Origin of the sequence: Clostridium sp. CMCC3677 (assembly GCF_023845585.1) — a bacterium.
Classification (GTDB): Bacteria; Bacillota; Clostridia; order Clostridiales; family Clostridiaceae; genus Clostridium; species Clostridium aquiflavi.
Genome location: NZ_JAMQHS010000005.1, coordinates 260,666 through 285,079, shown reverse-complemented (window position 1 = coordinate 285,079; position 24,414 = coordinate 260,666). Strand labels below are relative to the sequence as shown.

Below are 24,414 nucleotides of genomic sequence, written 5' to 3'. Positions count from 1 at the left end.
ATTCTAATCTTTAGTTAAGTTATCCTTATTATTAATACTTAACTTTATTTTAAGATTAGAAAAAATTATTTTATCACTTCCCTACCTTGTATTCTTTAATATTTATAAAAAATAGTGATAAAATAACAACTTAAACTTATAATTTCTTAATACTATTTTATATTTTATAAAAGCGAGGATATATTATGAGTAAACTTAAAGATAAAATAACTTCTTTACTACAACCAATTCTCAATAAATTTTTAATTAAATTATTTTATAATTCTGATTTATGTGGATTAGCTACTATTGTTTTTAATAATTCTTTTAAAATCTCTTACGCAAATCTTGAATTTTTTAAGATTCTTGGATTAAAGAAAGATATTTTTAATAAAGATTGTAAAAATGATGTTCTTTCAATCATTTATAAAGAAGATATAGATTTGTTTAAGAACATTTTTGTGACTAAACATAATGTTGGAGACGATATTAAAATTGAATTTAGAATTAATAAAAATGATACTAATTTTAGTTGGCTACTTCTAATGGGTCGGTGTATATCTAATAAAAATTGCAATTATCAATTTATATGTATTCTTAATGATATAACAGAAAATAAAAATACTCATCAAAAATTAGAGATTGAAACATTAAAATTAAAAATTCAATTAGATCCTCTAACTAAGTTATATAATAAAACCGCAAGTAAAGTATTAATTGAAGACTTCTTAAAAAGTAATACTTTAACCTCACATGCTCTTATGATTATTGATATTGATAATTTTAAATCTATAAATGATAATTTAGGTCATATGTTCGGTGATAATATCTTATTAAAAGTTTCCGATACTTTAAAATCTTGTTTTGACAAAGATGACATTGTTGGACGTGTTGGAGGCGATGAATTTATTGTATTTTTTAAAAACATTATTAATACAGAAATGATTACCACTAAGGCTTATACAGTTTGTAATTCTATAAAAAATATATATATAGATAAAAGTCATAGTATTTCTTGCAGTATTGGAATATCTATTTATCCAAATGATGGGATTGCTTATTATGACCTTTTTGAAAAATCTGATCATGCTCTTTATTTAGCTAAAAGATATGGTAAGGATTGCTTTGAATTCTATGATAAAAATAAAATAGATGTTTTTAAAGAAAGTGATATCTTCAATTTTCATTCAAAAAACAATTTGTACAACAGATATAATAACACTTTTAAAAATAAATTAATTTCATACTCATTTGATATACTCTCTGAAACTAAAGATATCGATGATGCTATAGTTTTGATTTTATCTAAAATTGGGGAGTACTTTAATTTAAGTAGAATAAGCATACTAAAATATTCCTCAGAGGATACTAATTTTAATATTACGCATGAATGGTGTAATTATGAAATACCTTGTTATAAAAATGAGCTGAAAAATTTATTGTTTAATGATTGGCTATATTATTTTTCTATCTTTAATAATGATGATGTATTTATTTGTAACGATTATTCAAATTTAATTCTGCCAGAAAAAAATAAAAAGCTTTATGATAAGCTTAATGTAAAATCATTTTTACAATGTCTTATAAAAGATAATGAACAGTATAAAGGATGTGTTAACTTCTATAATTCCTATGAAAATCATTTTTGGACTGCAAATGAAATCAAGTTGTTTACTACAATAACAAAAATAATAGCTTCTTATTTGTTGAAGATACGCACTACTCAACGTCTTGAAGAAGAAAAACATTTTTTCCAATCCATTGCCAAAAATCAAAATCTATATACCTATGTTTTAAAAGATGATAGCTATGAGCTATTATATATGAGTCCTAATTTAAAAAACATCTTTCCAACTGCAAAATGCGGTGAAGTATGTTATAAAGCTTTTTTTAATAGCGATATTCCTTGTATGCATTGTCCATTATCTAAATTAAATTATGATAATAATACTAATACAGTTGAATTTTTTAATCCAGTACTCGAAACTTGGATAAGTATGACAGCTTGTAAAATAACCTTACCTAAAAATATTCAAGCAAGACTAATGTATTTTTCTGATATAACAAATTTTTTAGATAGAATTATCTCTAAAGACTCTTTAACAGGCTTAATGACATTACCAAAATTCGAAGTAATGGCTAATGAACTATTAAATAAGTCAAATAATAAATATGCACTTATATGTTCAGATTTTGATAAATTTAAATATATAAATGAGACTGCTGGTTATGCTATTGGAAATAAAGTTTTAGTTAAATTTTCTTATCTTTTATCTACACTTCTTGACAAAGATGAATTAGTATGTAGAGCTTCTTCTGATAATTTTTTAACTCTTATAAAATACACTGATATTGAAAAATTTAAAAATAGACTTATAAATTTTAATAATGAAATATTAAAGTTTCAAAAAGAAGAATTTAATCATATAAAAATCTCTATAATTAGTGGGATTTATTTAATAACTAATGTAAATGATAGCTTAGTTTCAATGATTGACAAAGCGAATATAGCTCGAAAAACTATTAAAGGTTCACATAAAAGCCAATTTGCATTTTATGATTCTAAACTTCATATAAAAGCTACTGAAGAAAAAAAGATAGAAAATCGTATGATTGATGCCTTAGATAACAGAGAATTCGTAATATATTTACAACCCAAAATTCAACTTTCTACAAAAAAATTAGTTGGCGCTGAAGCTCTTGTACGATGGATTACCCCTGATAATGTGATTTTTTATCCCGGAAAATTCATTCCCTTGTTTGAGAAAAATGGATTTATTGTTGAGTTAGATTTTTATGTTTATGAAGAAGTTTTTAAAGTTCTTCGTAATTGGATGGATAATAAAAAGAGACTGCTACCGATTTCTATGAATGTATCAAGAGTTCATATAAATAATGATACTTTTATCTCTAGATTAATCACTCTAATTAAACAATATAGTATTCCAATAAATTTAATAGAGCTTGAACTTACTGAAAATATTTTTCTTGATAATATAAAAGAAGTATTAAGTAAAATAACTGAATTAAAAAACCTTGGATTTACTTTTTCAATGGATGATTTTGGGGCTGGATATTCTTCTTTAAATCTTTTAAAGGAACTTCCTATAGATGTTTTAAAATTAGATAAAAGCTTTTTTCCTAACAACAATGTAAGTGCTAATGAAAAAATAATCGTATCTAATATTGTAAAAATGGCTAAAGATCTTAATATTTCAGTTTTATCTGAGGGAGTAGAAACTCAAGCTCAAGTAGATTTTTTAACTCAGATTGGATGTGATATGGTTCAAGGATACTTTTTTTCAAAGCCTATACCAGTTGATGAATTTGAAAAAAAATTTAATCCTTAAATATCTAAAAATAATTTATCCTTAATAAAGTGTAACCTTTATAGTAGATATAAAAATTCTTATATGATTTTTAGCTACTATAAGGGTTTTTATTTGTGAAAATACAGTAATTGCAGTAAAATTTAAAATCAAAAATAAATATTTAATATCTTTGAAATTATGTTTTTTCTATAATATAATTATTTGTACAGACTTTTTAGGAGGAATATATTAAATGCAAAAACTTCTTAGTAAAATGCGACAAGCAATAAATGATTTTGATATGATTCAAGATGGAGATAAAATAGCTGTTGGACTCTCTGGCGGAAAAGATAGCTTAACTCTACTATATCTTTTAAATACATACAAGAATTTTTCACCCCAAAAATTTGAGCTTATAGCAATTACCTTAAATCCAGGTGGTGTAGACAATTCTCCCCTATACACATTATGTGAAAATTTAAAAGTTCCTTTTTATGAAATACAAACAGATATAAAAAAGATTGTGTTTGACTTAAGGAAAGAAAAAAATCCTTGTTCTTTATGTGCAAATCTTAGACGTGGTGCTTTGCATAATAATGCAGAAAAATTAGGTTGCAATAAAGTTGCGCTTGGTCATCATAAAGATGATGCTTTGGAAACTCTTATGCTATCAATGTGCTATGAAGGAAGAATTAACTGTTTTTCACCAAAAACACTTATGCATAAAAATACTATAACATTAATAAGACCAATGGTTTATATAGAGGAGCACAGCATTAAAAGTGTTGTTAAAAAATTTAATTTTCCAGTTATAAAGAATCCATGCCCTGCTGATGGTAAAACCAAAAGACAGGATATAAAAGAATTGATTGATGAACTTAATAATAAAATGCCAGGTTTTAAAAAGAACCTTTTTGGTTGTTTAAATAATTCAGATCAACTTTTTATCTGGAATAAAGATTTAATTAAATAACTAAAAAATAGGTATCTAAAAATTATTTTTAGATACCTATTTTTATACATAAACATTTAACTCTAATTATATTATTTGTAGGCTATACATATTAAATCTTATTTTACTTTAAGCTCACTATACTTTCTATTATATCTTTACGGTCTTTATTCATAGAAATAAATGTATTAAAATCAGATGCATTTTCATTCAATGATATATCTGTTGGACCACCTATAAAATAAGTATCATCATTTACAGTAACATAGTTTTCAACATCAATCGTATCAAACATACTTGGATCTAATGAATCATCTTGCTTAATTATAAGAAAAAATAGTCCTGATTTTGGGTCAATGCTAGAATCAGATGATTTAAAATAAACAGCTACTGAATTGCTTTCTTCTATAATCCTATATTTGTCTTTCCAAGTATCTGGAAAAGTCATTGAAAATCCTAAATTACTTTTAAATATTAAATTACCTTTAGAATCTTTTTCAATATTCTCCTTATTTTTATCATTTACGATTTTGCCACTATCACTTTTTTCTTTATTTTCTATACTTTCTTCACTAATAGTTATCTCTTCTTTATTTGCGTTATCATTAGTAGTTTCACTAGTTTCTATATTAGGTTCTTTTTCAATTGAAGTTGGAGTTGTCATATGAGTATTATTGTATATGTATAATATACCTACAATTAAAACTGAACTTGTGACTATTGCTATTGTTTTCATTTTTTCCCTCATAAAAATCTCCCCTTTTATTAATTTAATGTTGCAATACCCTATTACCCTTTTTCTAAAACATTTCTTTATTTACTCTTGTTATATATATACATTATATCATAACTAGAGAACAACAATTCTATTCATTAATTTTTAGTATGATTTACTCTTAATATAAAAACAAAATATATTTTATTCCCTTATAAATACATAATACACTTTTATCTTACACATATGCATTTTATCTTAATAGTAATTAATATATATTTATGCTATAATCTTCAAAATGATATTATTATCAAATTATTTAGATTTTAGTATTGAAAATTTTACTTATATTTTTGTTAAAACTCAACAAATTATATTATACATATGGGGGATATTTATATGACTACTTATAAATCTATTAAAAAATCATTCTTTTTATTATTAATGTTAAATTGTTTAATCTTATTAAATGGTTGTAATAATTCAAAGAAAAGTACCCTTGAACCTTCACCTGCTAAATGGGCTTTAGAACAAAGCGTTGGTGTAGATATGGTAACACTTGATTATGCATCTGATGATATAATAATATTTCATGATTATTTTGGACTTTTTATTTATGATTTAAATGAATTACAAATTATTAATAGTATTGATTTACAAGAAATTGACTGTTCTATGACCCAAGGCGATGAATATTGTGAAGTAACAGTTAGCAATGATGGACGTACTATTCAATTACATAATATTAACAGTGCTGATATGTATTCTTATTCTGTATATACAAATACCTTACAAAAAACAAAATATAAGGATATGAAAAATTCTTTCAAAGATAAATTAGTGCCAATAGAAAAAGTTATTGATAATCCTAACGAAAATTTTAGTCATGAAGCGATTCTATTTGGAGCTAATGATTATGGATATATAACTACTTATGATTTTACAATTGGAACGTTAGATTATGTTCGCAATGATACAGCATATTCACTATTTAGTTTCGAAAAATAATAAAAGACTAAATAGATTTAAACAATTAAAATATTATATTTAAAATATTGGAGGAGCATATGATATTTAAAAAAAATACGCAAATAGTTGAATTTGTAAGACGTCCAAATAGATTTCAAGGATATGTTATTATAGATGGAAAAGAAGAATTAGTGCATGTACCTAATACAGGTAGATGCAAAGAAATATTAATACCTGGTTGCAAAGCACTAATAAGAGAAGAAAATGGTCCAAATAGAAAAACTAAATTTAGCTTAATTGGTGCATATAAAGGTGACAAATTAATAAATATTGATTCACAAATACCAAATAAAGTTGTTGAAGAAGCTCTTATTAATAAAAGAATTAAAGGACTAGAGAAATATACAAAAATCTCTAGAGAAAAAACCTTTGGAAATAGTAGATTTGATTTTAAATTAGAAGATTCTTTAAATAATGAGTATTACTTAGAAGTAAAAGGCGTCACCTTAGAGGAAGATGGATTTTGTAGATTTCCAGATGCCCCAACTGAAAGAGGAACTAAGCATTTATTAGAACTAATAGAAGTTAAAAATAATAATATGGGAGCTGGTGTTCTTTTCTTAATTCAATTAGATAATGTAAAAAGTTTTTCACCAAATGATGATACTGACCCTAAGTTTGCCAATGCACTTAGAAAAGCTAAAACTATGGGTGTAGATATATTTGTATATGACTGCACATTAGGAGAAACCTTTATTGAACTGTCCAAAGCTGTTGAATTAAAATTACAAACATAACTAAAAAAAACATGGAGACTGTATAATAAACCTTGAAGTAACTTAAGATCTATTATATAGTCTTATAATTTATACATCTACAAATATTAACTATTATTATCTTTACATTTTAATATATTATTACAAATACAGTCTTCTGTCTCGGTAACTATATTCATTAAAAACAAAACCAATTTATTACAATTTACACTATTTAATTTGTAGTGATTCCATATTCCTTCTTTTCTACAATCCACTAATCCACACTCTATCAATACCTTCATATGATGTGATAATGTCGGTTGAGTAAATTCAAAATTCTCTAATATATTACAAGCACATTTTTCTCCACAAGAAAGTAAATCTAATATTTTTATTCTATTTGGATCACTTAATGCTTTAAATATTTTTGAATTTAATTCATATTTTGTTTCCATAACTCCTCCTAGCATAGATAAATATCTATATATAGATTAAATCACTTTATGTTTAACGTCAATAACTATCTATAATTACACTTGTATCATTATAATTATATGGTAACATTTTACCCTATCTATTTTTGCCATTTCATGCCTTTTTATGTTATAATTAAACTATATTTTAATTATAAGTATAATTTTCAATTTAATGTAAAACAGGAGGACTTCAATGTGCTTAAAATTGCCTACTTAGCTGATTATAAAGAAAATACAGAAACCATAATTGATTGGTTATGGAATGAATTTGGAAATGAAACAAATCGTGATTTTTTTGAAAGCATTATAAATCATAGTTTTAAAAAAAACAGTTTACCTTTAACATTTATTGCTCTTTCAGATAATGAATTAGTTGGCACTATTAGTTTGTGGAGAGCTGATTTAGTGAGTAGACAAGATTTATATCCATGGTTATCAGCATTGTATGTAAAAGAAAATTATAGAAATAAAGGTATTGGTCAAAAATTACAAGACTTTGTACTAACTTACTGTAAAAATGCTGGATTTTCTAAACTCTTTTTATATACAGATATTGATAACTATTATGAGAAAACAGGTTGGAAGCATTTTGAAAATGGTGCTGAATACTCTGGAGATTATATTAAAATATACAAAAAAGAGTTATAAGAAAATCTTATAACTCTTAAAAATCACAAATTATCTTCTATTGTTTTGTTCTTTTTTAGCTCTTCTACAAGCTGCGCATCTTACTGGATCGTTAGAAAATCCTTTTTCTTTGTAGAATTCTTGTTCTCCTACTGTAAAAATGAATTCTTGACCACAGTCTTTACATACGATTGTCTTATCTTCCATATTAAATTCCTCCTTATTATTTAAAGATTCCTACTGACTCATATAATTCTCTAAAAGGAGAAATCTATTTATCTTAACAAAATCTTTATATATTACTAATTCAGTATAACACTGTTTAGGCAAAATTGCAATGTTTTTTATCAAATATATATTTTTTAACATCATAAAAAACCACCCATTTAGAGTAGATAATCATTTACTCTAAATAGGTGTATTGGATGTTTATTTATTATCTTTTATTGGTTTTTTTAATACTGAAAGTATTATCATACCTACTACTGCACCCGCTGCTATTGCTCCAATATAACCTAATTTATTACTTATAATACCTATTACAAATAATCCACCATGTGGAGCTCTTAAAGCACACTCAAAGAACATTGATAATCCACCAGCAACTGCTGAACCAACTACACAAGCTGGTATTACTCTTAATGGGTCTGCTGCTGCAAATGGTATTGCTCCTTCTGTTATAAAAGATAAACCCATTATATAGTTAGTAAGACCTGATTGTCTTTCCCTTACTGTATATCTATTTTTAAAGAAAGTAGTACTTAATGCTATTGCAAGTGGTGGAACCATACCACCAGCCATTACAGCTGCCATTATTTCAAAATTGCCACTTGCAAGTGATGCTGTACCGAAGACATATGCTGCTTTGTTTACAGGACCGCCCATATCAACTGACATCATTCCACCTAATACTATACCTAAAAGAACTTTACTAGTTCCACCCATTGAATTAAGTCCATTTGTAATCATAGTATTTAAAGCACCAACCGGTGGATTAACAGCAAACACCATAATTGCTCCAATTAGTAATATACCAAAGAAAGGATATAATAATACAGGTTTTAAACCTTCTAAGCTCTGAGGTAATTTATCGAATAATTTCTTTAATAAAACAACTAAGTAACCAGCTATAAATCCTGCAAGTAATGCACCTAAGAATCCTGATCCGCCTTTATTAGCTAATGCTCCACCAACAAAACCTACTGCTAGTGCTGGTCTATCTCCAATACTCATTGCAATGAATCCTGCAAGCACTGGAAGCATAAAGTCAAAAGCTGTTCCACCTACTGTTTTAAAAAATGCTGCAAGTGGTGTATTCGTACCAAAGTTGCTTGGATCAATACTATAATCATCAAAAAGGAATGCTAATGCAATTAATATACCACCACCAATTACAAATGGCAACATATGTGATACTCCATTCATAAGGTGTTTATAAATTTGACGACCTATGCTTTCATTTTCTATATTCTCTGTTTCAGCACTGCTATTACCATTATAATGATATACAGGTGCATTTCCACTTATAGCTTCATTGATTAATTCTTCTGCTTTATGTATTCCATTGGCTACTTTAGTTTTTATAACTCTTTTTCCATTAAATCTACTCATTTCAACATTTTTATCTGCTGCAATTATAATACATTCTGCTTCTTCAATTTCTTTTTTAGTTAAAACATTTTTAGCTCCTCCAGAACCATTAGTTTCAACTTTTATCGTAATGCCTAAATCTTTACCCTTATTTTCAAGACTTTCTGCTGCCATATAAGTATGTGCTATTCCTGTTGGACATGCTGTAACAGCTAGAACTCTATATCCACCATTATTTGAAGTTTTTTTAGTTTCTTTAACTTCTTCAGGAAATTTTTCACTTTCTTTTTCATCTATTAGTTTTAAAAATTGATCTTTATCTTTACAATCAATTAAGCTATCTTTAAATTTTTCATCCATTAATATAGTAGATAATCTAGCTAAAACTTCTAAATGTAAATTGTCACTATTATCTGGAACTGCAATCATAAAAAATAATTTTGCTAAAGATCCATCTAATGAATCATAATCTACTCCATTTTTACATACTGCTGCAGCTAATGAAGCTTTTTTAACAGCATTAGTTTTTCCATGTGGTATAGCTATTCCATCACCAATTCCTGTTGTACTTTGTGCTTCCCTTGCTATAATAGCTTTTTTATACTCTTCTTTGTTATTTAAATTGCCTGTTTTGTCCATCAAGTTTACTAGTTTCTCAATACATTCATCTTTAGAAAATGGATTGAAGTTTAACTCAATGCCTTGTTTTTTTAATAAATCAACAATTCTCATTAAATATTCCTCCTTACATTTTTACATTTTAGATAATAGTTTTTCTACTTCTTCTTTTGTTGCTAATTCATCAGAAAATGCGCTTGCACTACCTGTTGCAATTCCCATTTTAAATGCTTCTTTTATATCATTATTTTTAATATATCCTGCTAAAAATCCTGCTACCATAGAGTCTCCAGCTCCTACTGAATTTTTCAATATTCCTTTTGGCACCTCTCTTTTTATGGGTTGTCCATTTTCAGGTAATAAAATTGCTCCTTCTCCAGCCATTGAAATCAATACATTTTTAGCTCCCATTTCTTGAAGCTTTTTACCATAAGTTATTATGTCTTCATCATTTTTTAGCTCAACATTAAACATTTCAGCCAATTCATGATGATTAGGTTTTATTAAAAATGGCTTATACTTTAGTACCTTTAAAAGTAAATCTTTAGTTGCATCAACTATAAATTCTACATTCTTTTCCAATAGGTTCTTCATTATATTTTGATATATATCATCAGGAACGCTGTTTGGTATACTACCTGACAATATTAAATAATCTCCTTCTTCTAAATCAGAAAGTTTTTCATATAATTTATTTAAATCATCATTTGTAATTTCTGGACCTGCTCCGTTTATTTCTGTTTCTCCATTACTTTTTAGCTTTACGTTAATTCTTGATAAACCATTTTTTAATTTTATAAAGTCACAATCAACACCGTGATTTTTAACTTGTCTTTCTATTTCATTTCCTGTAAAGCCTGCAACATAGCCTAATGCCGTATTCTCTATACCTAAATTATTTAAGACTATAGAAACATTTATTCCTTTTCCTCCTGCATAAACTTCTTCATCATTACTTCTATTTAATGAATCAACTTTAAAATTATCAACTTTTACTATATAATCCAATGAAGGATTAAGAGTTATTGTATTAATCATTTTTACTCACCTCTATTACATTAGTATCATATATAATATCTAAATTTTTTATTCTGCTTGTAATTAATGTTGCATCTTTTATTGTCCCAAAAGTTATAAAACTAACCTCATCTAATTTCGATTCATCGCATAAAACAAATGCTTTATTGCATCTTTTTATCGCCTCTGCTTTTACCATAGCCTCATTTACATCCGGCGTTGTATATCCATTTTTATTACTTACACCATTTGTACCAAAAAAACCTTTTGTAAAATTATATTTTTTTAAATCTTCTACAGTTATAGGTCCAACAATTGCTTCAGTAACAGCTTTTAATTCTCCACCCAACATTAAAGTTTTTATGTTTTTTTCTAATAATTTTTTTGCATGAACTATAGCATTTGTAACAACAGTTATATCTTTTGCTTCTATAAATGATATTAAAGCTTCTGTTGTTGTACCAGCATCTAAGTAAATTAACTCTCTATCTTCTATTAAATTAGCTGCATATCTTGCTATTTCAATTTTCTCATCTGCATTTAATGATTTTCTAACATTTACTTTATAATCATGTTTTGCTGTACCTTCACTTATTAATGTTGCTCCTCCATGAATTTTTTTAAGCAATCCTTCATTATGAAGATTATTTAAATCTCTTCTTATTGTAGATTCAGAAGCATCTAGTAATTTAACTAGTTCAACAACTGAAATTATTCCTTTTGTTTTTAGTTCTTGAAGTATTATATTGTATCTTTCTTCTGTAAACATTCTCACCACTCCATATCTTTATAATAAACTATTTGTTTTTAAAAATCAATCATTTTAGTTCAAATTAATTTAAAATCAATCAAAAACATTTATATTTTTAACTAAAATATGTTTTTAAAGTATAATTATTACATGGTTTTGATCGTTTATAACTGTTTTTGATCCAACTCTATTCATTTTCAGCCATATTTATATAACTATTTTTATATTCACTCATAATATAATATCATTTTTAACAAATATTTCAAAACTAATCATACTATTCCATAAAAAAAATTTACCAAACCATACCTTGTTATTTAAAAGTTTAGAGATAATAGTTTGAATTTAAATCCTCAAATGTTATATATAATTTTTTATATAAAAAGGGATGTATCAAATTTTGATACATCCCTTTTATTAAAACTAAAGCTTTGTAAAAATCGCAGTAGTACCTAAGGATAATTTAGTCAAATGTATGGATACAACTCTCCTTTTGTAAGAAAATTATATATTTCATTTTCATTTAAATATACATCACCTATAAGCCCATGTGCTCTATAAAACTCATTATGATTATGAAAATCTGATCCTGCTGTATAAAGAATGTTCTTATTTTTAGCTACTTCCAAAAAATATTTTGTATCTTCATCTGTATTGCTAAAATACTTAGCCTCTAATCCATCAAAATCTAATTTTATAATTTCTTTAAAATCATTTCTATTGATAAGTACTGGATGCGCAAGTACAACTGTCGCTCCAAAAAATTTTAATATTTTAATTCCATTATCAACCGATAATCCATCGCCTTTATTGATTTCTATATATCTTCCTAATACTTTTTTTATATTATTTATCTTATGATTTTTCACATCTTTTAAAATCTTAACAAGAAGTTCATCTTTATAACTCTCATCTTTAAAATATCCTAAAATATGAACTCTACTTCCATTTTTATGTTTAGTTGAAAGTTCAACTCCTGGAATTACTTTAACTCCTATTCTTTCCCCCTCTAATATAGATTCATCTATACCACAAGTATTGTTATGATCTGTTAAAGAAATTATATCAACACCTCTTTTTTTAGCAAAATTAACAACTTGTTTTGGGGTATAACCACCATCTGAAGATGTTGAGTGAATATGAAAATCTCCTTTTTTATACATCTGTAACTCCTTTAAAATGTTATACCACATTTTATTGTATGAAATTTATAATATAATAGTTATTTATTATTTTCATATCAGGTTATTCTTTAAGGTCATGTTGACATATGCATAATTAAAGCTAGATGGTGTAAGATAACCTTAAAAATCAAATATATTACACATAATACTTAATCTAGACTTAATTTACAACACTCTTAGATCTCCAAGTCCCTCTTCTCCATCTTATGTAGAAAATTAATCCTCTTAAACATTCATCACACATCATTGCAATCCATATCCCTCTAAGTCCTAATCCTAAAACTATTCCGAAAACATAAGAAAGTCCTGTTGCTACAATCCACATTGATAAAACTCCTATAAATATAGGATATTTAATATCACCAGCTGCCTGCATACCTCTTATTATTACAAGATTAAAGGATCTTCCAAACTCCAATAATACATCTATAAATAAAACTTGTTTTCCTAATTTTAAGATTTCAGGATTAGATGTAAATATACCAAGCAAATTATCACTAAATATAAATAACACTATTGAAACCCCTACTGAAATAAATGCTGCTGGTCTTAATGTCTGCAAAACTTTCTTATAGGCTTCATCTTCCTTATTAGCACCAATAAGATACCCAACTCTTATTTGATTCGCTTGCGATACTGCTGATCCATATATGAAAGAAAACCAAACCAATATTCCAACATATGCTTTTGTTGCAACAGAGCTTGTACCCATCATATTTATAAATGTTAATATCACCATTTGTGAAAAATTATATGATACTGATTCACCTCCAGATGGAAGACCAATCATCATTAACTTTTTAAATATTTCTTTAGGAAATGGATTTAAGTGTTTTAATGATACTTTTTGTTTTATATTTTGTTTAAATATGTATATTATAACTATAACTCCTATAAGTCTGCTTAATACACTTGATATAGCAACTCCTTCTACTCCAAGCTTTGGTATCCCAAATGCACCACTTATAAAAAGAAAGTTTCCTAATATATTAACTATATTTACTATTGCAGAAACATACATTCCTTGTTTCATTAAACTGTTACTTCTTAATATTGCTGAATAAGTCATAAATATAGCTTGTAAAAATATTCCTCCACCAATTATACTTATATATGTTTTAGCATCTATAAGCAGCTCACTTGGCATTCTTAGCCACTTAAAAAATATACCATTGAAACATAATAACAATATGCTTATTAAAATACTAAATACTAAGTTAGAAAATACAGCTACAGAATATATTTCGGAAACCTTTCCATAATTTTTTGCACCTAAGTATTGAGATACAAGTATTGTTGTTGCCATAGTAATAATACTAAAAGTAATAAGTAAGAAATTCATAATCTGATTTACATTTCCTACAGCAGCAACAGAATTTTCTGATACTCTGCTTAACATAAGTTGATCCACGTTACTTACAAGCATCTGCAAAATAAGTTCTATAAAAATAGGCCATGTCAATTTAAATAACGATGTTGTTCTTTCAGTTGTCCTCTCTAATGTGTTTATGCTACTCATTTTTTCTCCTTTCCCTTCACAAAAATCCTTCTTGTTGTTGCATTTATTTCTATTGTATAAATATTATTTTAAAACACAATATTTATACGACACAAAACATGGCAAAATTTAAACAAATCATTGCCATGTTTTATATTACATCCCTTAATATCATTAATCAATATAAATATAAAATAATCAAAACTCTAGTATACTTATTTATCTTTTATATAAGTATAAATTACCATTCTGAGGTGTATGTATCATTTTGCCTTTAAATCCTCTTTTCCTCAATTCCTTTTGAAGAGTATACATGAAAAATCCATGAGTGACTATTAAAATATTCTGTGATCCTTCTTCTTTTACTTTTTCTTCTAAAAAATCAAGAAAATTTTTAGCATTTAATTCAGTTTGTGTTTTTAATTCCTCTTGAGAAGAATGATTAAAATACCATGCAAACCTTGCACTTATTGCCCAGAACCAATATGGTAACTTTAAATTACTTTTAAACAATGGACTTATTGGAACTTCCCTTATTAAATCATTTTGAACTATTTCTTTAAAATATATATCTTTGGCAGTTGTTATTGCTCTACTTAAAGTACTACTATAACATTTATCCCAAGCTATTCCTTGAAGTTCTACATCATTTCTTATAACATCACTAGTATTGTAAGCAGTTTCCCAATCCTTAAACTCTTTTGATGTCATAAGAAATTTTCTTTTATAATTAACTTTAAAATGTCTTACAAGTCCTATTCTCATTCCTATACCTCCACCAACTTAATTACATAAATTAACTTTAGTATACTATATAATTTATGTACTATATTTAATTCCATCAATAAAATATACTTATATCAACTTAATGCTAAGCATTAATCTAAATACTTCTATAAGATCAACATAAAATATTAACCTTTCTTCATACTATTTATTAATATTTCCCCAATGTGTTAAAATTTATAGTCTATTATACAGCAATTTTTTTTAACTGTTTAATAGTTCATATATTTTTAAGTATTATTTAATAATATTTATATAAATATATTTATTTTGGGCATTCATAAGTTCAATTACTCTGTTCACTTTGCTTATACATATATAAGCATTTTGATAAAACATATCCTTAAAATAAAGCAAAAAAAAGTGTTCCAAATATATTTGAAACACACACACTCAAAATAATAAAATTAAAAATATAAATTTTCACCATAAAATATATTAACTATTTATTTCCTAGTCATATTTATAATGAACATGTAATAGTTCTTTTGAACGTTCCTTTAATAGTCCATTATATAAAGATATTAGTACCGGATTCTCTTGACTTCTCTTTATTTGCGTAACCTTATCTACTTTATAAAGACCTTTAGCTCTTTCTTTCTTTCCTTCTTTTAAACTAAAAGGTTGTCCTGCTCCAGCTACACATCCTCCTGGGCAAGCCATAACTTCAACAAAATCAAACTGTTCTTCTCCATTTTGAATCTTATCAATTAGGTTTTCTGCATTAGCAAGTCCACTGACTACTCCTATACGCAGATTCTTTTCTCCAAATGGAACTTCACAAACCTTTACACCTTCCATTCCACGAACACCAATAAATTCTATTTCTTTTAAAGCCTTTGAGCTCTTATCTTCAACTACCCCACGGATTACAGCTTCTGTTACACCACCTGTAACTCCAAATATAACACCTGCTCCTGAGTATAAAGAAAATGGCATATCTGAAGATTCTGGTTCAATCTTATCAAATTGAAGTCCAGCTTCGTTAATCATCTTACATAATTCTGTTGTTGTAATTACATAATCAATATCCTTAATTCCATTTCTTATAAATTCTTCTCTAGCTGCTTCTGCTTTCTTAGCAGTGCATGGCATAACAGCTACTGATATAGTTTCTTTTTCGTCTAAAGCATCTTTTTCTTTAAAATACTCTTTTATTACTGATCCAAACATTTGCATAGGTGACTTACATGTAGAAACATACTTCATAAGTTCTGGATGTTTAGTTTCCACATATCTTACCCAAGCTGGACAGCAAGAAGTAAATAAAGGAAGTTTATCATCTCCCGATTCTAATTTTTGTAAAAATTCATTAGATTCTTCTATTATTGTCATATCAGCTGTTAATGAAGTATCATATATTTCATCAAATCCTAATTTTCTCATTGCAGCAACTATATTGTCCATAACGTTTTCTCCAGGTTTTATTCCAAATTCTTCACCTAAAGCAACTCTTACTGCTGGTGCAACTTGAGCTACAACTCTTTGTTTAGGATTATATAGCGCTTTCCAAACTGGCTTTATATCGCTCTTTACAACAATAGCTCCTGTTGGACATACATTAGCACATTGTCCACAATTTACACAATCTGTTTCTCCTAAACATTTACCAAATGCCGGACTAACAACCATATTAGAACCACGATATGCAAAATCAATTGCTCCAACATTTTGTATTTCATTACACATTCTAACGCAATCTCCACATAATATACACTTACTTGGATCACGAACTATTGATTTAGATGAAGTATCTAATTCAATTTTTTCATTTTTATTTTTAAATCTAATAGTCTTCACTCCAAAGCGCAAAGCTAATTCTTGAAGTCTACATTTTCCACTCTTTTCACACACAGTGCAATCTCTGCAATGTGATGCCAATAAAAGTTCTAATATCATCTTACGATGCTTATGAAGTTTAGGCGTATTAGTCTTAATTGACATTTTATCCTTAGGTGGCGTAGAGCAAGAAGCTATAATTCCTCCCCATTCATCTTCAACCACACACATTCTACAAGCTCCATAAATAGATAGATCAGAATAATAACAAAATGTAGGTAAGTCAATTCCCGCTTTTCTTACTAAATCTAAAATATTTTTTTCCTTATCAAATTCTACCCTGTTACCATCAATTATCATATATTTTGACATAAGTTTATACCTTCCTTTCACTAATTCATACGTTGTGAGCTATTAAACTAACTGGATTGCTTTAAATGCACATCCATCCATACAAGCACCACATTTTATACATTTTGATTGATCAATGGTATAAGGTTTTTTTATTTCTCCTTTAATAGCTCCTGCTGGACACATTCTAGCACATTTAGAACAGCCTTTACATTTATCCTTATCTATTTCATAAGACATTAAAGATTTACATACTCCGCCTGGGCATTTTTTATCTACAACATGAGCTATATATTCTTCTCTAAAGTATTTCAAAGTACTCTTTACTGGCAAAGATGCACTCTTACCAAGACCACAAAGCGCTGTCGCAGATATAGTATCTGATAATTCTTCCAACATATCTAGGTGTTCTAATGTACCTCTTCCTTCTACAATGTCAGTTAAAATTTCTAACATTCTTTTTGTACCTTCTCTACAAGGTATACATTTACCACAAGATTCATTTTGAGTAAAATTCATAAAGAAACGAGCTACCTCTACCATACAACTTTTATCATTCATTACAACTAATCCACCACTACCAATCATGGCTCCAACTTTTTTAAGTGAATCAAAATCTAGTGGTAATTCTAAATGATTTTCGCCTACGCAAAGACATCCACCAGATGGTCCTCCAATTTGAACTGCTTTAAACTTTCCTTCTTTTACTCCACCACCAATATCAAATATTACCTCTTTTAATTTTGTTCCCATAGGAACTTCTATTAAACCTGTGTGTTTTACATTTCCAGTAAGTGCAAAAGCCTTAGTTCCATAATTCTTTTCAGTACCAATACTCTTATACCACTTTGAACCTTTATTAATGATGCTTGGAACATTACAAAATGTTTCAACATTATTTAATACAGTTGGTTTTTCAAATAATCCCTTTTCAACAGTTCTAGGTGGTTTAACTCTTGGCATACCTCTATTTCCTTCTATTGACGCTGTAAGAGCACTTCCCTCACCACAAACGAATGCTCCTGCTCCTTGACTTATATGTAAGTCAAAATCAAATCCAGAATTTAAAATATTCTTTCCTAAAAGTCCCACTTTAGTAGCTTGATCTATAGCCATTTGCAATCTTTTAACTGCAAGTGGATACTCAGCACGAACATATATATAACCATAATTTGCTTTTGTTGCAATTCCAGCTATAAGCATTCCTTCAATTACTCTATGAGGATCGCCTTCCATCATACTTCTATCCATAAATGCTCCTGGATCACCTTCATCACCATTACATACTATATATTTTTGTTTTTCAGCTTGTTGTAATACTTGAGACCATTTTCTTCCTGTTTGGAAACCACCGCCTCCTCTTCCACGAAGATAAGATTCTGATATTTCATCTACAACTTCCTCAGGTGTCATATCAAAAAGTGCTTTCGCAACAGCAGTATATCCGTCAGCTGCTAGATATTCTTCAATAGACTCTGCATTTATATGTCCACAATGTTCTAATGCAACACGTGTTTGTCTTGCATAAAAAGGAATTTCTTCTTGCTTGCTATAGCTTTTCTCTTCATTTTTATAAATAAGATGTTCTATTACTTCATTGGAAATTATGCTTCTTTCAACAATTTCTTCACAATCTTCTAATTTAACTTTTATATATAATATTCCTTCAGGTTCTATTCTTAAAAGTGGACCCATTTCACAAAATCCATGACATCCGCTCTTCTTTAAACCAATACTATCATCATGAGGTTCTTCTTCTAATGAGATAGTAACTTCAAGTCCTCTTTGTTCTATTAACTCTTTTAATCTATCATAGATTTTTAAAGAACCACTAGCTACACAACCAGTTCCACCACAAATTAATATTTGTTTAGATTGTTTACCTAAAGCTAACTTACATTTTTCTATTGAAGAGTTCAACTCTTCCCTAGTGTTAATTCTCATTAGATGCTTCCTCCTTTAACTGTTTTATTATGTCTCTAGCCTTTTGCTTAGTCATACTAGGATGTACTACATCGTTTACAGTACAGACCGGTGCTAACCCACATGCGCCTAGACAAGATACAGTTTCAACTGTAAAAATCATATCATCTGTTGTAACTTTACTTTCTGAAAGTCCTAATAATTTTCTGAATTCTTCTAATATAGGTATAGATCCCCTTACATGACATGCAGTTCCATCACAAATTTTTATTACGTATTTTCCTTTAGGTTGTAATGAAAAATTTTCATAGAAAGTTGCAACACCATATATTTTTGCTTCACTTATTTTTAAGTGTTTTGCAATATAACATAGTGCTTCCTTTGGCAAATAACGATATTGTTTTTGAACTTCTTGCATTATAGCAATAACTGACGACTTTTGATAATTATGAGAAGCTAAAATGGTATCTAATTCTTTCATTTCCTCTTCTTTTAATATCACTTGTCCCACCCCCATATATTATAAATTATTATAAAAATAAAAAATGATTTATTATAATATGCTTGTACATATTTATAATATATAATCACTTTTATTAACAAAATAATATATTATTTTTTTATTTTTTAATACCACCTTCTTTAAATGACTATCATTCATGCGTATATTATATACTATGATATTTATTTATATTCTTATATATATTAAAACACATATTTCACTTATTTGTAAGATATTTTTATTATTTCTTACATATTAAATTAATGTAATTATTAAAAAAAATAAACGAAAAAAGTAGTTTATTTTTTGTCTTCTTTGAATATAAAATTGATTGTTTTCAAAACTAAATAATCATATGTCTTAAAATTCTGTCTATAATCTTCAATTTATATTATTATTTAAAATCAATTACATAATTTAAGTATAAAAAACTAGTTATAAGAAAAATATATTATAAAGATTTAATTTTAGTTATAAGATAATTCTACTTTAAAAGACATATTAAAATTCAATTAAAATAGGTGAAGTATATGAATATATATTTAATTTTAACATTAATTCTTTTCATAATTAATTCTATATGTGCAGTCTCTTTAGTATTTATTGAAAAAAGAGATACAACAACTATTTGGGCATGGCTTTTAATCCTTTTTATTTTTCCCTTTTTAGGATTTATGCTTTATTTATGTTTTGGACAAAACATATCTAAAAAAAAGATTTTCAGCAAAAAAGCTGTCATTGATAAAAAAAAGATTAAAAAATTATTAGCTGATTTAAATAAAGATTTGCATAATGAAGTTGCTGAAGAATATATAGATCTTATAAAAATGAATTTTTATGCTAATGATAGTATTTATACAAAAGAAAACGAAGTAAAAACCTACATTAATGGAGAAAATAAATTTAAAGATTTAATGTGCGATATTAAAAATGCTAAATCCTTTATAAATATTGAATACTATATTTTTAGATTTGATACTCTAGGCTCTAAATTAATAGAATTATTAAAAGAAAAAATTAATGAAGGTATTGAAGTTAGATTATTAGTTGATGGTATGGGATCTAAATCATTAACAAAAAAGCACATAAAATATATTAAATCTTGCGGAATAAAATTTTCAGTTTTTTTTCCTAATATAGCTCCATATATAAATCCACGTCTGAATTATAGAAATCACAGAAAAATAGTAGTTATTGATGGAGATACAGGTTATGTCGGTGGTTTTAATGTTGGTGATGAATATATAAATAAAGGAAAACAATTTTCTTTTTGGAGAGACACTCATATAAAAATTATAGGTGCTGCTGCATTAGAATTAAATAAAAGATTTGCTCTTGATTGGGAATATGCTGCAAAAGAAGATATTTACGATATACAATTAAAAAAAATCACATTTTCTTCAAAAGGAAATGTGGGTATACAAATAGTCTCTTCTGGTCCAGATAATATGGAGGAATACATAAGAAATTCTTATTTAAAAATTATAACAAATGCAAAAAAAACTCTCTTTATACAAACACCTTATTTAGTGCTTGATCATCCTATGATAGAAGCTTTAAAAATTTCAGCATTTTCTGGCGTTGATGTAAGAATAATGGTTCCAAATAAAGCTGATTACTTTTTTATGAGTTGGGCTCTAAGTGCCTCAATAGGCAATCTTATTAAATCTGGTATTAAATTTTATAAATACAAAAATGGCTTTATTCATTCTAAAACTATTGTTTCAGACAGTTCAGTATGTAGCATTGGTACTGCTAATTTAGATATAAGAAGCTTTAAACTTAATTTTGAAATTAATGCTATAATTTATGACTCTAAAATAGCAAAAGACTATGAAGATATATTTTTAAAAGACCAAAATGTATGTACACTATTAACGCTTAAAGAATATGAAAATAGAGGACATCTAATTAAAATATTAGAATCTATTTCTAGATTAATATCACCTATTCTTTAATAATAATAAAATTTTAATTATTTTTTTATTATTTTTTCTAAATTTTATGTTACACTATATTTTATTATACTGTAATAAAATACATAAACTTTAGAAAGGTGACTCAAAATGAAAATTGATATTGATAAAAAATTATTTAAATATGGATTATACATTACTATTACAGCTGTTACTATATATATTGCCTTTGCAATTCTTTTTAATATAGGTAACATTTTAGGAACTACTTTTCATGTTATAGAGAAAATACTTTCATTAATAAAACCTTTGTTAATAGCTATTTTAATTACATATATTTTATTTCCTCTTACTAAAGGTATAGAAAATTTTCTAAAAAATAATAAGATATATAAGATAAAAAATAAAGGCACTTACCGTGCACTAAGCATTATTTTTTCTTACCTAGCAATAATAGGAATAATATTAGGACTTCTTTGTGGTATTTATTTTATGATTGGTGGACAATTATCTAAAAATATTAGTATTTCTAATATAGTAGAATATATATCTATTTATTTAAGTACACATTCATTTTCTAATTCATCAATCAGTTTAGCATTAGAAAATTTAAATTTACCTTTTTTAAATGCTATAGAAGATCATATAGTAGTAGTAGTTAACTTTATTCAAAATTATATTACAAATAATATGGGGAAAATGGCTTCTTTTGCAGTATCTATAGGAAGTGGAGTTGCTACTTTCTTTATTGCATTAGTTATTAGTATTTACCTTTTAAAAGATCATGAATATTTTATTAATCTTTGGAATAAACTTTATTACTTAATCTTCAGAAATAGTAAAGTTGGTAAGAAAATAAATTACGTATTTTCAACAATACATGAGGTTTTTGGAAAGTTTATTCGTGGCCAATTGCTAGAAGCATTCTTCGTAGGAATCTTATCAGCAATAGCTTTATCTATTGTTGGAATAGATTACGCTTTTGTTATAGGTATAATAGTTGGATTATCAAATCTTATTCCTTATGTAGGTCCAATAGTTGGTACTATTTTAGCTGCCATAATGGGCTTATTAAGTGGTACACCTATAAAAATAGTTTATGCTATTATTGCTATGATTATTGTTCAACAAATAGATAATAATCTTTTAGCACCTAAAATAGTTGGGAATAGCGTAGGATTGCATGCTGTATTTACAATGCTTGCAATATTAATAGGTGGAAATATTGGTGGACTCTTTGGAATGTTACTTGCAGTACCTTTAGCTGCTTCATTTAAAGTTTTATTTAATAATTGGTACACAAATTATATGAAAAAAGAAAACTTAAAAGTAAAATAATGATTTTAAAGAAAAAAAGATATCTTAGATTTTCTAGATATCTTTTTTTCTTTATTTCATACTATCAACTACATCTTAAAACAGATAGAATTTTTATTATAAATTTTCTTCATAGAATGTGAATAGGTCATTTAAATATTCTTTTAATATTTCATCTTTTTCTCTAAATATTCCATGCTTAGATCCTTCAAAAAATACCTTATCACAATTTTGAGCATATTTTGCAAATTTGTTTTGTCCACCTGATTTTACAAAATCATCTTTATCAGCTTGCATTAACATTACAGGAATTTCAACCTTTGATGCATTGTCTTTATCTGTAATTTCTTTAGTAGCATATATTGATGCTTGAAGCCAATTATATGAAGCTCCACCTCTTTGTAGATCTTCATCATTGCTTACTATATTATGATAATATCTACATCTAGCATCTGATGATGTATCAGAACTTTTCAAACTATACGTGTCATCATATTTACCTTGTCCAGCAATATATTTATCACCAAATGATAATGCTACACTTGTATTAGCTATTAATTTAGCTATACTTGATGGTACTTTGCCAGTATTAATTTCTAACATAGGTGAAGTTAATACTACAGCATCAAAATATTCTGGATATTCTTCTAAAAATTTGCTTCCTATTCCACCCCCCATTGAATGTGCAAACAAAAATACTTCTTTATCATTAGAATTAGGCATAACTACATCATCCATTAATTCTTTTAGATCTAAAACATAATGTTCAAAATCTTTTACATTTATTTGACTCTTATCTTTAACTCCAAGAGAACCTGACCTTCCATGTCCCCTATGTTCTATTCCAAAAACCGAATATCCTTGATTTAGAAAATAATAAATCATTTCATTATATTTTTCTAATGATTCTGAAAATCCATGACTTATTACAACATTAGCTTTTGAGTCATTTAATTTATACATCTCATAATATATATCAACGCCTTCTTGTCCTTGTACAAAGCCTGTCTCTTTTATGTCATCAATATATGGTTCTACTACGTTCTTCATTTTTTCTTCATAGTCTTCTTCTAATACATAGATACTTTCTAGTGAAGCTTTATCAAAAGCAAAAACATGTTGATATGGCAATTCAAAACATAGAGTCATTAACACCACCATAGTAAAAATAGCAATCGTTTTTTTAATATTTTTGCACATTAAAATTCTCCTTTTCACTAATTATTTTTAGTTATAACTATTTATGTAATCGATTACTTTAATTGTAAACTGAATTTTTATATTTAACAATATCAAAATAAATATTTGTGACTTTCATATTTAATTTATATTTTAAATTATAAATTAATAGAAAATTTTATTTATTTTGATAATTTTACTTTCCATGTAAAATTA

Annotated in this window: 20 protein-coding genes; 7 read left to right on the top strand and 13 right to left on the bottom strand. The window is 26.8% G+C overall.

Annotated elements, in window-relative coordinates; all coding sequences use genetic code 11:
* Positions 1–185: 185 nt before the first annotated feature.
* Both NG901_RS08240 and NG901_RS08235 read left to right on the top strand, forming a co-directional pair.
* On the top strand, positions 186–3,329 hold the full coding sequence (locus tag NG901_RS08240; protein WP_252213522.1) for a bifunctional diguanylate cyclase/phosphodiesterase: 3,144 nt from the start codon (positions 186–188) through the stop codon (positions 3,327–3,329).
* Positions 3,330–3,543: 214 nt separating this feature from the next.
* The gene (locus tag NG901_RS08235; RefSeq protein WP_252213521.1) at positions 3,544–4,263 is read left to right on the top strand and encodes a tRNA 2-thiocytidine biosynthesis TtcA family protein; all 720 of its coding nucleotides are present in this window, start codon (positions 3,544–3,546) and stop codon (positions 4,261–4,263) included.
* Positions 4,264–4,366: 103 nt separating this feature from the next.
* Here the strand turns inward: NG901_RS08235 and NG901_RS08230 are convergent, their stop codons facing one another.
* Positions 4,367–4,990 (bottom strand): hypothetical protein, encoded by a 624-nt coding sequence (locus NG901_RS08230; protein ID WP_252213520.1) that lies wholly within the window; start codon positions 4,988–4,990, stop codon positions 4,367–4,369.
* A 366-nt stretch (positions 4,991–5,356) separates the two neighbouring features.
* On the opposite strand from NG901_RS08230, the gene NG901_RS08225 reads away from it, so the two are divergent.
* Entirely contained in the window at positions 5,357–5,965 is a 609-nt protein-coding gene (locus NG901_RS08225) for a hypothetical protein (protein ID WP_252213519.1), read from the top strand.
* A 59-nt stretch (positions 5,966–6,024) separates the two neighbouring features.
* Complete coding sequence (gene sfsA, locus NG901_RS08220; protein WP_252213518.1) at positions 6,025–6,723, top strand: DNA/RNA nuclease SfsA; 699 nt, start codon at positions 6,025–6,027, stop codon at positions 6,721–6,723.
* 86 nt (positions 6,724–6,809) lie between these two features.
* On the opposite strand, the gene NG901_RS08215 is transcribed toward sfsA, so the two are convergent.
* Positions 6,810–7,139, bottom strand: coding sequence for an ArsR/SmtB family transcription factor (locus NG901_RS08215; protein WP_252213517.1), 330 nt, complete (start codon positions 7,137–7,139; stop codon positions 6,810–6,812).
* 216 nt (positions 7,140–7,355) lie between these two features.
* Here NG901_RS08215 and NG901_RS08210 point away from each other — a divergent pair, with 216 nt between their 5' ends.
* The gene (locus NG901_RS08210) at positions 7,356–7,808 is read left to right on the top strand and encodes a GNAT family N-acetyltransferase (protein ID WP_252213516.1); all 453 of its coding nucleotides are present in this window, start codon (positions 7,356–7,358) and stop codon (positions 7,806–7,808) included.
* A gap of 30 nt (positions 7,809–7,838) precedes the next feature.
* Here NG901_RS08210 and NG901_RS08205 read toward each other — a convergent pair whose 3' ends face one another.
* The 10 genes from NG901_RS08205 to NG901_RS08160 all read right to left on the bottom strand — a co-directional run bounded on the left by NG901_RS08205 (position 7,839) and on the right by NG901_RS08160 (position 19,786).
* On the bottom strand, positions 7,839–7,994 hold the full coding sequence (locus NG901_RS08205) for a zinc-ribbon domain-containing protein (RefSeq protein WP_003374574.1): 156 nt from the start codon (positions 7,992–7,994) through the stop codon (positions 7,839–7,841).
* Positions 7,995–8,216: 222 nt separating this feature from the next.
* Entirely contained in the window at positions 8,217–10,109 is a 1,893-nt protein-coding gene (locus tag NG901_RS08200) for a PTS fructose transporter subunit IIABC (protein ID WP_252213515.1), read from the bottom strand.
* Between the two features lie 21 nt (positions 10,110–10,130).
* Positions 10,131–11,033: a 1-phosphofructokinase gene (gene pfkB, locus NG901_RS08195; protein ID WP_252213513.1), complete on the bottom strand. Its 903-nt coding sequence runs from the start codon at positions 11,031–11,033 to the stop codon at positions 10,131–10,133.
* Positions 11,026–11,781: a DeoR/GlpR family DNA-binding transcription regulator gene (locus NG901_RS08190; RefSeq protein ID WP_252213511.1), complete on the bottom strand. Its 756-nt coding sequence runs from the start codon at positions 11,779–11,781 to the stop codon at positions 11,026–11,028. The genes pfkB and NG901_RS08190 overlap by 8 nt, the downstream gene beginning before the upstream one ends.
* Before the next feature lie 449 nt (positions 11,782–12,230).
* Positions 12,231–12,926: a PHP domain-containing protein gene (locus tag NG901_RS08185; protein ID WP_252213509.1), complete on the bottom strand. Its 696-nt coding sequence runs from the start codon at positions 12,924–12,926 to the stop codon at positions 12,231–12,233.
* A gap of 181 nt (positions 12,927–13,107) precedes the next feature.
* Positions 13,108–14,466, bottom strand: a complete 1,359-nt coding sequence (locus tag NG901_RS08180) for an MATE family efflux transporter (protein WP_252213507.1) — start codon at positions 14,464–14,466, stop codon at positions 13,108–13,110.
* A 198-nt stretch (positions 14,467–14,664) separates the two neighbouring features.
* On the bottom strand, positions 14,665–15,210 hold the full coding sequence (locus NG901_RS08175) for a histidine phosphatase family protein (RefSeq protein WP_252213505.1): 546 nt from the start codon (positions 15,208–15,210) through the stop codon (positions 14,665–14,667).
* A 474-nt stretch (positions 15,211–15,684) separates the two neighbouring features.
* Positions 15,685–17,382: a [FeFe] hydrogenase, group A gene (locus tag NG901_RS08170; protein WP_252213504.1), complete on the bottom strand. Its 1,698-nt coding sequence runs from the start codon at positions 17,380–17,382 to the stop codon at positions 15,685–15,687.
* A 42-nt stretch (positions 17,383–17,424) separates the two neighbouring features.
* A complete protein-coding gene (locus tag NG901_RS08165; protein WP_252213503.1) occupies positions 17,425–19,305 on the bottom strand; it encodes an NADH-quinone oxidoreductase subunit NuoF in 1,881 nt (626 codons plus the stop codon).
* Positions 19,295–19,786 (bottom strand): NADH-quinone oxidoreductase subunit NuoE family protein, encoded by a 492-nt coding sequence (locus tag NG901_RS08160; protein ID WP_252213502.1) that lies wholly within the window; start codon positions 19,784–19,786, stop codon positions 19,295–19,297. Before NG901_RS08160 ends, NG901_RS08165 begins: the two co-directional genes overlap by 11 nt.
* A 530-nt stretch (positions 19,787–20,316) precedes the next feature.
* On the opposite strand from NG901_RS08160, the gene cls reads away from it, so the two are divergent.
* Both cls and NG901_RS08150 read left to right on the top strand, forming a co-directional pair.
* Positions 20,317–21,744, top strand: a complete 1,428-nt coding sequence (gene cls, locus NG901_RS08155) for a cardiolipin synthase (protein ID WP_252213501.1) — start codon at positions 20,317–20,319, stop codon at positions 21,742–21,744.
* Between the two features lie 108 nt (positions 21,745–21,852).
* Positions 21,853–23,040, top strand: coding sequence for an AI-2E family transporter (locus NG901_RS08150; protein WP_252213500.1), 1,188 nt, complete (start codon positions 21,853–21,855; stop codon positions 23,038–23,040).
* Between the two features lie 96 nt (positions 23,041–23,136).
* On the opposite strand, the gene NG901_RS08145 is transcribed toward NG901_RS08150, so the two are convergent.
* Complete coding sequence (locus NG901_RS08145; RefSeq protein WP_252213499.1) at positions 23,137–24,219, bottom strand: alpha/beta fold hydrolase; 1,083 nt, start codon at positions 24,217–24,219, stop codon at positions 23,137–23,139.
* Positions 24,220–24,414: the final 195 nt, after the last annotated feature.

Coding starts and splice junctions, on each gene's coding strand:
- NG901_RS08175 (WP_252213505.1), bottom strand. CDS start 15,210: ATGAGAATAGGACTTGTAAGACATTTTAAAGTTAATTATAAAAGAAAA.
- NG901_RS08190 (WP_252213511.1), bottom strand. CDS start 11,781: ATGTTTACAGAAGAAAGATACAATATAATACTTCAAGAACTAAAAACA.
- NG901_RS08235 (WP_252213521.1), top strand. CDS start 3,544: ATGCAAAAACTTCTTAGTAAAATGCGACAAGCAATAAATGATTTTGAT.
- NG901_RS08215 (WP_252213517.1), bottom strand. CDS start 7,139: ATGGAAACAAAATATGAATTAAATTCAAAAATATTTAAAGCATTAAGT.
- NG901_RS08145 (WP_252213499.1), bottom strand. CDS start 24,219: ATGTGCAAAAATATTAAAAAAACGATTGCTATTTTTACTATGGTGGTG.
- NG901_RS08200 (WP_252213515.1), bottom strand. CDS start 10,109: ATGAGAATTGTTGATTTATTAAAAAAACAAGGCATTGAGTTAAACTTC.
- NG901_RS08225 (WP_252213519.1), top strand. CDS start 5,357: ATGACTACTTATAAATCTATTAAAAAATCATTCTTTTTATTATTAATG.
- pfkB (WP_252213513.1), bottom strand. CDS start 11,033: ATGATTAATACAATAACTCTTAATCCTTCATTGGATTATATAGTAAAA.
- sfsA (WP_252213518.1), top strand. CDS start 6,025: ATGATATTTAAAAAAAATACGCAAATAGTTGAATTTGTAAGACGTCCA.
- NG901_RS08205 (WP_003374574.1), bottom strand. CDS start 7,994: ATGGAAGATAAGACAATCGTATGTAAAGACTGTGGTCAAGAATTCATT.
- cls (WP_252213501.1), top strand. CDS start 20,317: ATGAATATATATTTAATTTTAACATTAATTCTTTTCATAATTAATTCT.
- NG901_RS08150 (WP_252213500.1), top strand. CDS start 21,853: ATGAAAATTGATATTGATAAAAAATTATTTAAATATGGATTATACATT.
- NG901_RS08240 (WP_252213522.1), top strand. CDS start 186: ATGAGTAAACTTAAAGATAAAATAACTTCTTTACTACAACCAATTCTC.
- NG901_RS08165 (WP_252213503.1), bottom strand. CDS start 19,305: ATGAGAATTAACACTAGGGAAGAGTTGAACTCTTCAATAGAAAAATGT.
- NG901_RS08185 (WP_252213509.1), bottom strand. CDS start 12,926: ATGTATAAAAAAGGAGATTTTCATATTCACTCAACATCTTCAGATGGT.
- NG901_RS08180 (WP_252213507.1), bottom strand. CDS start 14,466: ATGAGTAGCATAAACACATTAGAGAGGACAACTGAAAGAACAACATCG.
- NG901_RS08170 (WP_252213504.1), bottom strand. CDS start 17,382: ATGTCAAAATATATGATAATTGATGGTAACAGGGTAGAATTTGATAAG.
- NG901_RS08230 (WP_252213520.1), bottom strand. CDS start 4,990: ATGAGGGAAAAAATGAAAACAATAGCAATAGTCACAAGTTCAGTTTTA.